Annotated in this window: 12 protein-coding genes; 10 read left to right on the top strand and 2 right to left on the bottom strand. The window is 59.7% G+C overall.

Annotation, left to right across the window (positions count from 1 at the left end; genetic code table 11):
* The first annotated feature begins 67 nt into the window (after positions 1 to 67).
* The 8 genes from AC22LX_RS10255 (at position 68) to hycI (ending at position 7,574) form a co-directional block, all read left to right on the top strand.
* Positions 68 to 676 carry a 4Fe-4S dicluster domain-containing protein gene (locus AC22LX_RS10255; RefSeq protein WP_047044110.1) on the top strand — a complete coding sequence of 203 codons (609 nt, stop codon included), beginning with the start codon at positions 68 to 70 and terminating at the stop codon, positions 674 to 676.
* Positions 673 to 2,499 (top strand): formate hydrogenlyase subunit 3, encoded by a 1,827-nt coding sequence (gene hycC / locus AC22LX_RS10250; RefSeq protein WP_063447791.1) that lies wholly within the window; start codon positions 673 to 675, stop codon positions 2,497 to 2,499. The genes AC22LX_RS10255 and hycC overlap by 4 nt, the downstream gene beginning before the upstream one ends.
* 2 nt (positions 2,500 to 2,501) lie before the next feature.
* Positions 2,502 to 3,425, top strand: coding sequence for a respiratory chain complex I subunit 1 family protein (locus AC22LX_RS10245; protein WP_045395381.1), 924 nt, complete (start codon positions 2,502 to 2,504; stop codon positions 3,423 to 3,425).
* A gap of 16 nt (positions 3,426 to 3,441) precedes the next feature.
* Positions 3,442 to 5,151, top strand: coding sequence for a formate hydrogenlyase subunit HycE (hycE, locus tag AC22LX_RS10240; protein ID WP_045395383.1), 1,710 nt, complete (start codon positions 3,442 to 3,444; stop codon positions 5,149 to 5,151).
* A 204-nt stretch (positions 5,152 to 5,355) separates the two neighbouring features.
* Complete coding sequence (locus tag AC22LX_RS10235; RefSeq protein ID WP_032715695.1) at positions 5,356 to 5,898, top strand: formate hydrogenlyase complex iron-sulfur subunit; 543 nt, start codon at positions 5,356 to 5,358, stop codon at positions 5,896 to 5,898.
* Positions 5,898 to 6,665, top strand: coding sequence for an NADH-quinone oxidoreductase subunit B family protein (locus AC22LX_RS10230; RefSeq protein WP_045395384.1), 768 nt, complete (start codon positions 5,898 to 5,900; stop codon positions 6,663 to 6,665). Before AC22LX_RS10235 ends, AC22LX_RS10230 begins: the two co-directional genes overlap by 1 nt.
* Positions 6,662 to 7,072 (top strand): formate hydrogenlyase maturation HycH family protein, encoded by a 411-nt coding sequence (locus tag AC22LX_RS10225; protein WP_045395386.1) that lies wholly within the window; start codon positions 6,662 to 6,664, stop codon positions 7,070 to 7,072. The genes AC22LX_RS10230 and AC22LX_RS10225 overlap by 4 nt, the downstream gene beginning before the upstream one ends.
* Positions 7,065 to 7,574, top strand: coding sequence for a hydrogenase maturation peptidase HycI (gene hycI / locus AC22LX_RS10220; protein WP_045395388.1), 510 nt, complete (start codon positions 7,065 to 7,067; stop codon positions 7,572 to 7,574). Before AC22LX_RS10225 ends, hycI begins: the two co-directional genes overlap by 8 nt.
* A gap of 104 nt (positions 7,575 to 7,678) precedes the next feature.
* Here hycI and AC22LX_RS10215 read toward each other — a convergent pair whose 3' ends face one another.
* Complete coding sequence (locus AC22LX_RS10215) at positions 7,679 to 9,103, bottom strand: 6-phospho-beta-glucosidase (protein ID WP_047049969.1); 1,425 nt, start codon at positions 9,101 to 9,103, stop codon at positions 7,679 to 7,681.
* Positions 9,104 to 9,129: 26 nt separating this feature from the next.
* The gene (gene ascF / locus AC22LX_RS10210; protein WP_045395392.1) at positions 9,130 to 10,566 is read right to left on the bottom strand and encodes a PTS cellobiose/arbutin/salicin transporter subunit IIBC; all 1,437 of its coding nucleotides are present in this window, start codon (positions 10,564 to 10,566) and stop codon (positions 9,130 to 9,132) included.
* Between the two features lie 266 nt (positions 10,567 to 10,832).
* Between ascF and AC22LX_RS10205 the strand changes: the two genes are divergently transcribed.
* Complete coding sequence (locus AC22LX_RS10205; protein ID WP_045395394.1) at positions 10,833 to 11,846, top strand: LacI family DNA-binding transcriptional regulator; 1,014 nt, start codon at positions 10,833 to 10,835, stop codon at positions 11,844 to 11,846.
* A gap of 134 nt (positions 11,847 to 11,980) precedes the next feature.
* On the top strand, positions 11,981 to 12,508 hold the full coding sequence (gene hydN / locus AC22LX_RS10200) for an electron transport protein HydN (protein WP_015370036.1): 528 nt from the start codon (positions 11,981 to 11,983) through the stop codon (positions 12,506 to 12,508).
* Positions 12,509 to 12,514 lie beyond the last annotated feature (6 nt).

Here is a 12,514-nt window from a genome sequence, read left to right as displayed (position 1 = left end):
AAGTGTCGAAACCGACACCTGTGCGGCCTGATTTCGTCAAAAGTGACTTTCACCCGAGGATGACCCGGTGAACCGTTTTGTAATTGCTGATTCCAGCGTCTGTATTGGCTGCCGCACCTGCGAAGCCGCCTGTTCCGAGACGCATCGCCAGTATGGCCTGCAAAGTATGCCGCGCCTGCAGGTCATGCGTAATGAAAAAGAGTCTGCGCCGCAGATGTGCCACCACTGCGAAGACGCGCCCTGCGCCGCGGTGTGCCCGGTCAACGCCATTACTCGCGTTGACGGCGCGGTACAGCTCAATGAAAGCCTGTGCGTGAGCTGCAAACTGTGCGGCATCGCCTGCCCGTTCGGCGCGATTGAATTCTCCGGCAGCCGCCCGTTGGATATTCCCGCCAACGCTAACACGCCGATGGCGCCCGCCGCGCCGCCGGCTCCGGCCCGCGTCAGCTCGCTGCTCGACTGGGTGCCTGGCGTTCGCGCTATCGCCGTGAAATGCGACCTCTGCCACTTTGATGAGCAGGGCCCGGCCTGCGTGCGGACCTGCCCGACCAAAGCCTTACTGCTGGTGGATATTCGCGATATTGCTAAGTCCAGCAAGCGTAAGCGCGAACTGACCTTTAATACCGACCTCGGCGATTTGTCGCTGTTTCAGGCGCAACAAGGGGGCGTGAAATGAGCGTGGTTGCATTAGTGAATCAGGCGGTTGCCTGGTATGCCGCCAGCGCGGTGCTGGCGTTTTTGTTTAGTCTGCGTAAACCGCTGAGCGGCGCGATTGCCGGGATCGGCGGCGCGGTCGCCAGCGCGATGTTAATCGTCGCCGGCTTCTCGGCGCTGATCGCGCCGGAGCGGATCAACGGCGGCATGCTGCAGTATCTGCATCTGGCGATGCGGGTAGGCGGGATTAACGCTCTGTGGCTGCTGGCCATCGGTCTGTCGGCGCTGCCGATTTCGCTGTTTAACATTTCCTGGCATCGTCATCCGCAGGTCAAATCCAATGGCCTGCTGGTTAACCTGCTGCTGGCCGCCGCCACCTGCGCGGTGGTGGTGACTAACTTCGGCAGCCTGGTGGTGATGGCGGAAATCATGGCGCTGTGCGCCGCGTTTCTCACCGGCTGCGCGCAGTCCGGCAAACTGTGGTTTGCGCTGGGGCGTCTCGGCACCCTGCTGCTGGCGTGGACCTGCTGGCTGGTGTGGTCGTTCTACGGCACTCTCGACCTGGCGGCGATTAGCCAGCTGGCCGCCGGCGCGCCGCAGAACATGGCGCTGTGGCTGCCGGGTCTGCTCGGTTTTGCCCTGCTCGCCGGGGTGATCCCGCTGCATGGCTGGGCGCCGCAGGCGCATGCGGGCGCCAGCGCCCCGGCCGCCGCGCTGTTTTCAACGGTGGTGATGAAGGTCGGTCTGTACGGCATCCTGACCGTGTCGCTGGCCGGTAGCGTACCGCCGCTGTGGTGGGGCGTGCTGCTGCTGGTGCTGGGGATGATTACCGCCTTTATCGGCGGGCTGTACGCGCTGATGGAACATAACATCCAGCGCCTGCTGGCTTACCACACTCTGGAAAACATCGGCATTATTCTGCTTGGCCTCGGCGCCTTCGTCACCGGTATTGCCACCGGCAACAATGCGCTGATGGTGCTGGGCTTTATCGGCGGCATGTACCACCTGATCAACCACAGCCTGTTCAAAACCACGCTGTTCCTTGGCGCGGGGGCGGTGTGGTTCCGTACCGGGCATCGCGATATTGAGAAGCTGGGCGGCATCGGTAAAAAAATGCCGCTGATTTCACTCGCCATGCTGGTGGGGCTGATGGCGATGGCCGCGCTGCCACCGCTGAACGGCTTTGCCGGCGAATGGGTTATCTATCAATCCTTCTTCAAGCTGAGCACCGGCGAGGTGTTTATCGGCCGTCTGCTGGGGCCGCTGCTGGCGGTTGGCCTGGCGATTACCGGGGCGCTGGCGGTGATGTGTATGGCCAAAGTCTACGGTGTCACCTTCCTTGGTGCGCCGCGCAGTCAAGAGGCGGAAAACGCCACCTGCGCGCCCTGGCTGATGACCTTAAGCGTGGTGCTGGCCGCCGCGTGCTGCGTCATCGGCGGTGTGGCGGCGCCGTGGCTGTTGCCGCTGGTCGGCCACGTCATTCCGGTTCCGGCGCAGGCCACTAGCGTCGTATCGCAGCCGCTGATCGCCATTCTGCTGATTGCCTGTCCGCTGCTGCCGTTCCTGCTGATGATCTTCTTCAAAGGCGACCGCCTGCCGGCGCGCTCGCGCGGCGCGGCGTGGGTCTGCGGCTACGATCATGAACAAGCGATGGTGGTCACCGCCCACGGCTTCGCCATGCCGGTGAAAGAAGCCTTTGCGCCGCTGCTGAAGCTGCGTCACTGGTTGAATCCGGTACGGCTGGTGCCCGGCTGGCAGAACGCCTCCGCGCCCGCGTTGCTGCGCGGCGTGGCGCTGATCGAGCTGGCGGTACTGGTGGTGATTGTGATTTCGCGAGGAGCCTGAGAGTGAACCTATTCGTTGCATTAATACAGGCGCTGGTACTGTTTGCCGTCGCGCCGCTGCTGTCCGGCCTGACCCGCGTTGCCCGCGCGCGCCTGCATAACCGCCGCGGGCCGGGCGTACTGCAGGAGTATCGGGATATCCTGAAACTGCTGGGTCGCCAGAGCGTGGGCCCGGACGCTTCCGGCTGGGTATTCCGCCTGACGCCGTTTGTGATGGTCGGCGTGATGCTGACCATCGCCGCCGCGCTGCCGGTGGTGACCGTAGATTCACCGCTGCCGGGGCTGGGCGACCTGATTACGCTTATCTACCTGTTCGCCATCGCCCGTTTCTTTTTCGCCATTTCCGGCCTGGATACCGGTAGTCCGTTCACCGCTATCGGCAGCAGCCGTGAAGCGATGCTCGGCGTGCTGGTCGAACCGATCCTGCTGCTTGGGTTGTGGGTCGCGGCGCAGGTAGCCGGCTCCACCCATATTAGCGCGATTACCGACACCATTTACCACTGGCCCGCCGCGCGCAGCATCCCGCTGATCCTGGCGCTGTGCGCCTGCGCTTTCGCCACCTTTATCGAAATGGGCAAACTGCCGTTCGATTTAGCCGAGGCCGAACAGGAGCTGCAGGAAGGGCCGCTTTCCGAGTACAGCGGCAGCGGTTTTGCGGTGCTGAAGTGGGGCATCAGCCTGAAACAGCTGGTGGTGCTGCAGATGTTCGTCGGCGTATTTATCCCGTGGGGACAGATGACCAGCTTTAGCGCGCCAGGCCTGCTGCTGGCGCTGGTGGTCGCCATCGTCAAGCTGGTAGCGGGAGTGCTGATTATCGCGCTCTTCGAAAACAGCATGGCGCGTCTACGCTTCTGCGCCACTTCCCGCGTCACCTGGGCCGGGTTTGGTTTCGCCTTTTTAGCTTTCGTCTCCTTGCTGGTGGCGTGATTAAGAGAATTTGAGCATGTCTGAAGAAAAAATCGGTCAACACTATCTTGCGGCGCTGCACCAGGCCTTTCCTGGCGTGGTGCTGGACGAAGTCTGGCAGACCAAAGATCAGCTAACCGTCACCGTGAAGGTTAACTACCTGCCGGAAGTGGTCGAGTTCCTGTACTACAAACAGGGCGGCTGGCTGTCGGTACTGTTCGGCAACGACGAACGTAAGTTGAACGGCCACTATGCGGTTTACTACGTGCTGTCGATGGAGCAGGGCACTAAATGCTGGATCACCGTGCGCGTGGAAGTCGATGCCAACAAACCGGAATATCCGTCGGTGACCCCGCGCGTGCCGGCGGCGGTATGGGGCGAGCGCGAAGTGCGCGATATGTACGGTCTGGTGCCGGTGGGCCTGCCGGACGAGCGCCGCCTGGTGCTGCCGGACGACTGGCCGGATGAACTCTATCCGCTGCGTAAAGACAGCATGGACTACCGCCAGCGCCCGGCGCCGACCACCGACGCGGAGACCTACGAGTTCATTAACGAGCTCGGCAGTAAGAAAAACAACGTGGTGCCGATTGGCCCGCTGCACGTCACCTCCGATGAGCCTGGACACTTCCGTCTGTTTGTCGACGGCGAGAACATTATCGACGCCGATTACCGCCTGTTCTATGTCCATCGCGGCATGGAAAAGCTGGCGGAAACCCGCATGGGTTACAACGAAGTAACGTTCCTGTCGGACCGGGTATGCGGCATCTGCGGCTTTGCCCACAGCACCGCCTATACCACCTCGGTGGAAAACGCGATGGGCATCGTGGTGCCGGAGCGCGCGCAGATGATCCGCGCCATTCTGCTGGAAGTGGAACGCCTGCACTCGCACCTGCTGAACCTTGGCCTGGCCTGCCACTTCACCGGCTTTGACTCCGGTTTTATGCAGTTCTTCCGCGTGCGCGAAACCTCAATGAAGATGGCGGAGATCCTCACCGGCGCGCGTAAAACCTACGGCATGAACCTGATCGGCGGGATTCGCCGCGATCTGCTGAAAGAGGACATGATCCAGACCCGCCAGCTGGCGCAGCAGATGCGTCGCGATGTGCAGGAACTGGTGGATATGCTGCTCAGCACGCCGAACATGGAACAGCGCACCGTCGGTATTGGCCGTCTGGATCCAGAAATCGCCCGCGACTTCAGTAACGTCGGCCCGATGGTCCGCGCCAGCGGCCACGCCCGCGATACCCGCGCCGATCACCCGTTCGTCGGTTACGGTCTGCTGCCGATGGAAGTCCATAGTGAGCAGGGCTGCGACGTGATTTCTCGCCTCAAGGTGCGTATCAACGAAGTTTATACCGCGCTGAATATGATTGATTTCGGTCTCGACAATCTGCCCGGCGGCCCGCTGATGGTGGATGGCTTCACCTATATTCCGCACCGCTTCGCGCTGGGCTTCTCGGAAGCGCCGCGCGGCGACGATATCCACTGGAGCATGACCGGCGACAACCAAAAACTGTACCGCTGGCGCTGCCGTGCGGCGACCTACGCCAACTGGCCGACCCTGCGCTATATGCTGCGCGGCAACACCGTCTCCGACGCGCCGCTGATTATCGGCAGCCTCGATCCCTGCTACTCCTGTACCGACCGCATGACGGTGGTCGATGTGCGTAAGAAGAAAAGCAAAGTGGTGCCGTACAAAGAGCTGGAGCGCTACAGCATCGAGCGTAAAAACTCGCCGCTGAAATAATTGAGCCATTGCGTGGGGCCCCTCACCCCGACCCTCTCCCCACAGGGGAGAGGGGGAAGGGCAGAGCTGTCCCCTCTCACCACAAGGGAGAGAAGGAAGGGCAGAACGAGTGCGAATTCACTGACCGTGCACAACTGTCCCCTCTCCCTTTCAGGGAGAGGGCTAGGGTGAGGGAAAAAGGCCGCACACAACCTGGGAGCAACAATGTTTACCTTTATTAAAAAAGTCATCAAGACCGGCACCGCGACCCACTCCTATCCGCTGGAGCCGATGCCGGTGGATAAAAACTTCCGCGGCAAACCGGAGCACAATCCGCAGCAGTGCATCGGCTGCGCGGCCTGCGTGAATGCCTGTCCGTCTAACGCCCTGACGGTAGAGACCGATCTGGCGACTAACCAGCTGGCGTGGCAGTTCAACCTCGGGCGCTGTATTTTCTGCGGCCGCTGTGAAGAGGTCTGCCCGACGGCGGCGATTAAGCTGTCGCAGGAGTATGAACTGGCGGTGTGGAAAAAAGAGGATTTCCTCCAGCAATCGCGCTTTGCCATCTGCCACTGTCGGGTCTGCGCGCGGCCTTTCGCGGTACAAAAAGAGATCGACTACGCCATTGCGCTGCTTAAGCACAACGGCGATACCCGCGCCGAATTGCACCGCGAAAGTTTTGAGACCTGCCCGGAATGTAAACGCCAGAAATGCCTGGTGCCGTCCGATCGTATTGAACTGACTCGCCACATGAGGGAGGCCAGCTGATGAGCAATTTATTAGGCCCGCGCGATGAAAACGGCATTCCGCTGCCGATGACGGTGGATGAATCCATCGCCAGCATGAAGGCCTCGCTGCTGAAAAAAATCAAACGTTCCGCCTACGTTTACCGCGTCGACTGCGGCGGCTGTAACGGCTGTGAAATCGAGATTTTCGCCACCCTTTCGCCGCTATTCGACGCCGAACGCTTCGGGATTAAAGTTGTGCCATCGCCACGCCATGCCGATATTTTGCTGTTTACCGGCGCGGTGACCCGCGCGATGCGTTCGCCGGCGCTGCGCGCCTGGCAATCGGCGCCGGATCCGAAAATCTGCATCTCTTACGGCGCCTGCGGCAACAGCGGTGGTATCTTCCACGATTTGTACTGCGTATGGGGCGGCACCGACAAAATTGTGCCGGTCGATGTCTATATTCCGGGCTGTCCGCCGACGCCTGCCGCCACGCTGTACGGTTTTGCGATGGCGCTCGGTCTGCTGGAGCAAAAAATCCACGCCCGCCAGCCGGGCGAGCTTGATGAACAACCAACCGAATTGCTGCATCCCAACATGGTTCAGCCGCTGCGGGTACGTATCGATCGCGAAGCGCGCCGTCTGGCCGGCTATCGCTATGGCCGCCAGATCGCCGACGACTATATGCGTCTGCTGGGGCAGGGAGATAATCAGGTACTGCGCTGGCTGGAGGCGGAGAAAGATCCGCGTCTGACCGAAATCGTCACGCACCTGAATCAGGTGGTCGAGGGGGCGCGTATCCGATGAGCGAGACGGTGGTGTTCAGTCAGCTGAGCCGTAAATTTATTGATGAGAACGACGCGACGCCGGATCAGGCGCAGCAGGTGGTCTATTACAGCCTGGCGATTGGCCACCACCTCGGCGTCATCGACTGCCTGGAAGCGGCGTTAAGCTGCCCGTGGGAGGACTATCTGGCGTGGATTGGCACGCTGGAGGCGGGCAGCGCCGCGCGGCGCAAAATGGAAGGCGTACCGAAGTATGGCGAGATCGTTATCGACAGCAATCACGTGGCGATGCTGGCTAACGCCTTTGATAAAGCGCAGTCCGCGCAGACCCCGGAGCAGCAGGCGTGGAGTAAAACCCTGCTCAGCATGCTGCACGATATTCACCAGGAAAGCGCCATCTATCTGATGGTGAGGAGACTACGTGACTGACGTTTTACTGTGTGTCGGCAACAGCATGATGGGCGATGACGGCGCAGGCCCGCTGCTGGCGGAAATGTGCGCGGCCAATCCGGTCGGCGGCTGGGTGGTGATTGACGGCGGCAGCGCGCCGGAAAACGATATCGTCGCCATCCGCGAGCTGCGCCCGACCCGGCTACTGATCGTCGACGCGACCGATATGGGGCTTAATCCCGGCGAAATCCGTATTGTCGACCCGGACGATATCGCCGACATGTTTATGATGACCACCCACAATATGCCGCTTAACTATCTTATCGATCAGTTAAAAGAGGATATTGGCGAGGTGATTTTTGTGGGCATTCAACCTGATATTGTCGGTTTCTATTACCCGATGACTCAGCCTGTTAAGGATGCCGTCGCGACGGTATACGCGCGGCTTGACGGCTGGCAGGAGCAGGGCGGTTTTGCCGCGCTGGAAGCGGCCGAGGAAGAGGCGTTCCCCGGCCTGCCGGGAACGTCTCAGCGATTTTGAGGCCACCAACACCGGCAGTTTCAGCCAGCGTGGTGAATAAAATAACGGCAGGCCGTACGGACCGTAGGCCGGGTAAGGCGTAAGCCGCCACCCGGCAATACCGACTACTCCAGATCCGCCCCGTTGCTGGCGATGACCTTCTTATACCACCAGAACGATCTCTTGCGCTTGCGCGCAAGCGTGCCGTTTCCGGCATCGTCGCGATCGACATACACGAAACCGTAGCGCTTGCTCATCTCGCCGGTGGAGGCGGAGACCAAATCGATACAGCCCCAGCTGGTATAGCCGATGACCGGAATGCCATCATCGATGGCGTCGCGCATCGCCTTGATGTGTTCACGCAGATAGCTAATGCGGTAGTCGTCGTTGATTTCGCCGTTGGCGTCGATCTCATCGCGCGCGCCGAGCCCGTTTTCCACGAGGAATAGCGGTTTCTGATAGCGGTCATACATCATGTTCATGGTGATGCGCAGGCCGAGCGGATCGATGCCCCAGCCCCATTCGCTGGCGGCAATGTACGGATTCTTCAGCGACTTGACGATATTGGCGGCGTTGGTGTTGCTGGCGTTCATCTCCGCTGACGCGCAGCGCGAGGCGTAATAGCTAAAGGAGACGAAATCGACGGTGTTTTTGAGGATTTCGTCGTCGCCCGGCTGTTTGGCAATAGTGACGCCTTTCTCGCGGAATACCCGCGCGGCCCACACCGGATAGGCGCCGCGTGCCTGCACATCGATAAAGAACAGGTTTTCACGATCTTTTTCCAGCGCCATCCAGACATCTTCCGGCTTACAGGAATACGGGTAGAAGTTACCGCCCGCCAGCATGCAGCCGACCTGGTTTTGCGGGTTGACCTGATGGGCGATTTTTGTCGCCAGCGCGCTAGCCACCAGCTCGTGATGCGCGGCCTGGTATTTCACCTGCTCCTGATTTTCTCCCTCCTCAAACACCAGACCGGCGCCAGAGTAGGGACTATGCAGCATGATGTTGATTTCGTTGAAGGTGAGCCAGTATTTCACCAGTCCGTCAAACGCTTCAAAACAGGTGCGCGCATAGTGGCTGAAGAAATCGACCATCTTCCGATTACGCCAGGAGCCATATTCCGTCACCAGATGCATCGGTACATCAAAGTGGCATAGGGTGACCAGCGGTTCGATCCCGTACTTTCTGCACTCTTCGAACATCGCACGGTAGAAAGCGATACCTTCCGGGTTTGGCTGTTGTTCATCACCGCGCGGGAACAGGCGGCTCCAGGCGATAGAGGTACGAAAGACGCTAAATCCCATCTCCGCCATCAGGGCGATATCCTCTTTATAGCGATGGTAAAAATCGATCGCCACATGGCTTGGATAAAATTCGTCTTCGCGAAGCGTAAAGCGCTTCTCCTGACCCAGCTTTACCGCCAGGCGATGGGCGCCGTGCGGAATAGTATCAACGGTCGTCAGCCCTTTGCCGCCCTCAAGATAAGCGCCTTCAGACTGGTTAGCGGCCAGAGCGCCGCCCCATAAAAATCCGTGTGGAAAACTCGACATGCGTTACCTCGCGTTCAAAAAAGTGTTCAGGCGTGAGTGGCCGCGCCCTGGCGCTGTCTGGCGTCGGCGGCGGCATTTTCTACCGGGATATCTTCAAAACCGAGCAGTAGCGTCAGCACAAAGGAGAGCACCACCGACAGCGCCATCACGCCAAAGACCCAAACGATAGTCATCGGATTGGCCGGATCGAAAAACTGGACGCTGGTGAACAGCCCCGGCGCCGCCATCGAATGGCTGGCCAGCCCGGCAATCCCCGCCACCGCGCCGCAAATAAAGCCGCTGATTAAGCTGGCGACCAGCGGGCGTTTCAGACGTACCGCCACGCCGTACAGCGCCGGTTCGGAAATCCCGGCCAGAATCGCCGATGCCGCTGCCGCTAATGCGGTCTGGCGCAGCTCCGGGTTTTTGGTTTTCCACGCCACCGCCAGCGACGATCCGCCCAGCGACAGGTTGGCGCCGATTTCCGATGGCATCACCATGCCTTCTTTGCCGGTTTCGGCGATGGTCTGAATGATGGTTGGCGTAAAGACGCGGTGCATCCCGGTCATCACCAGCAGCGGCCAGAGTCCGCCCATGATCGCCACCGACAGCCAACCGAGATAGCTATGAATCGTGTACACCAGCGCGGAGATCGCGCTGCCGATCCAGATGCCGAGCGGGCCAATCAGCAGGATCGCCAGCGGCGCGGCAATCAGCACGATCAGCATCGGTTTAAGGAAGTTTTTCGTCACCGCCGGGGTGATGCGATCGACCCAGCGCTCGATATAAGAGAGACACCAGGTCATCACCAGCGCCGGGATCACCGTGTAGGTGTATTTCACCGCGGTAACCGGAATGAAGGCGAACTCAATGTGCTCACCCTGCGCGGCTTTAGCCATTAATTCGATGAACCCCGGATGCACCAGCACCCCGGCGATGGCGATAGCCAGCGACATATTGGTTTTGAATTTTACCGCCGCGGAAGCGGCAACCATCAGCGGCAGGAAGAAGAACGCGCCGTCGCCGATAAGCGTCAGAATGGTCAGCGTCGGCGAGCCCTTTGGCAACGCGCCGCTCATCTCCAGGATCATCGCCAGCAGTTTGACCATCGATCCGCCGATAATCGCCGGGATCAGCGGCGACATGGTGCCGATCAGCGCATCAAGGATCCCGGCGCCGATGCGTTTTAAGGTCAGCGGCGGTTTCCCCTGCGGCTCCGCCGGGCGCAACTCGCCGGGCAGCAGATTCAGCACCTCGCGATACGCCTGCGAGACGGTATTGCCGATGATCACCTGACACTGGTTATCGCTACGCACGACGCCAAGTACCCCTTGCAGCGCTTTCAGCGCCGGGGCGTCCACGCGTTGGTTATCTTTCACCACGAAGCGCAGGCGGGTCATGCAGTGGGTCACGGCAACAACGTTGTCTGCGCCGCCGATCGCCGTCAGGATCTGGTTCGCCAGGGCTGCATAATTTTTAGACATCGGATTTTATCCTGTTTTATCAATAGGGTACTGATTACACGCCAGCGCCTGACGGCGGCTATGCGCGGTATATGCATAGGAAACCGGTTCCACAAAATCATGATTAGTTTCATTGAGTCATACAAGAACTAAAAAAATCACTTTGCAAATTTGTGATTTTGATCGCTTTGTAGGCAGAGGCAGAGCAACATCATGGAGATGCCGACTGCTGAAAAACGGCCAGACGTGCAGTACACTGCAGGCAACTTAAGTTACAGGAAGAACCCATGGCAACGATGCTGGAGGTTGCGAAGCGCGCGGGAGTATCAAAGGCGACCGTTTCGCGGGTGCTGTCGGGCAACGGCTATGTCAGCCAGGAAACCAAAGACCGGGTGTTTCAGGCAATTGCCGAAAGCGGCTATCGGCCGAATCTGCTGGCGCGCAATCTGGCGACCAAAAAAAGCCAGACCATCGGGCTGGTGGTAACCAACACCCTTTATCACGGCGTTTATTTCAGCGAGCTGCTGTTTCACGTGGCGCGGCTGACGGAAGATCAGGGGCGGCAGCTGATCCTGGCCGACGGCAAACACAGCGCGCAAGAAGAGCGCGAGGCGATTCAGTATCTGCTCGACCTGCGCTGTGACGCGATCATCATCTATCCGCGCTTTCTAAGCGTCGATGAAATGGATGAGATCATCGACAATCATGAGCAGCCGATCGTGGTGCTGAACCGTCGCCTGCGCCGCCACGCCAGCCACTGCGTATGGTCCGATCACAAAGCCTCGGCGCGGATGGCGGTTGAAAAGTTAATTACCAGCGGTCATCGCGACATTGCGTTTATCACCGGTTCGCTGGATTCGCCTACCGGGGTTGAGCGTCTCTCTGGTTATAAAGACGCGCTGGCAGGCCAGGGGCTTCCCGTGCGGCAAGAACTGATCGTTGAAGGGCGCTGGACGCCGCACACCGGCGCCGCCGCTGTCGAAGCGCTCAGCCAACGCGGCGTCAGTTTCAGCGCGCTGGTCGCCAGTAATGACGACATGGCGATCGGCGCGATTAAGCAACTGCACCAGCAGGGGATCGCGGTGCCGCAGCAGGTATCGGTGATCGGTTTCGATGACATCGCGCTGGCGCCGTATGTGATCCCCTCGCTCTCCAGCGTTAAAATTCCGGTCACCGAAATGATGAAAGAGAGCATCAACAGGCTGATCTTTATGCTCGACGGCGGCGAATTTAAATATCAGCAAACTTTCCCCGGCGAGCTGATTGAACGCGAGTCGTTGGCGCGCGGCCCGCATGCCTGATGTCGTCATCTGTCATCGTCAGTTGTGACGATGACAGCGGCTGTTAATTTAATTCCCTTAAATTTCAATTAAATAAAAGTTGGAACGTATTATGCATAATCCGGCGCGTTAACTTCTTTCCGCTGGAGAAATGGATGAACCGTTTCATTATCGCCGATGCGAGCAAATGCATCGGCTGCCGCACCTGTGAAGTGGCCTGCGTGGTCTCTCATCAGGAAAATCAGGATTGCGCCGCGCTGACGCCGCAGTCGTTCCTGCCGCGTATTCACGTGATCAAAGGCGTCAATGTGTCGACGGCGACGGCCTGTCGTCAATGTGAAGACGCGCCATGCGCCAACGTCTGCCCGAACGGCGCTATCAGCCGCGATAAAGGCTTTGTCCACGTGATGCAGGAGCGCTGCATCGGCTGTAAAACCTGCGTTGTCGCCTGCCCGTATGGGGCGATGGAAGTGGTGGTGCGCCCGGTCGTTCGCCACAGCGGCGCCGGGTTGAACGTCATGGCGGAAAAAGCCGAAGCCAACAAGTGCGACCTGTGCCACCAGCGCGATAGCGGTCCGGCCTGCATTGAAGCCTGCCCGACGCACGCGCTGGTTTGCGTCGACCGCAACAAGCTTGAGCAGATGAACCTCGAAAAACGTCGCCGTACAGCGCTGGCCTGGTAATACACC

This window comes from Klebsiella sp. PK01 (assembly GCF_057624675.1).
The sequence above is the reverse complement of the archived record's forward strand: the minus strand, read 5'-3'. Positions and strand labels throughout refer to the sequence as shown.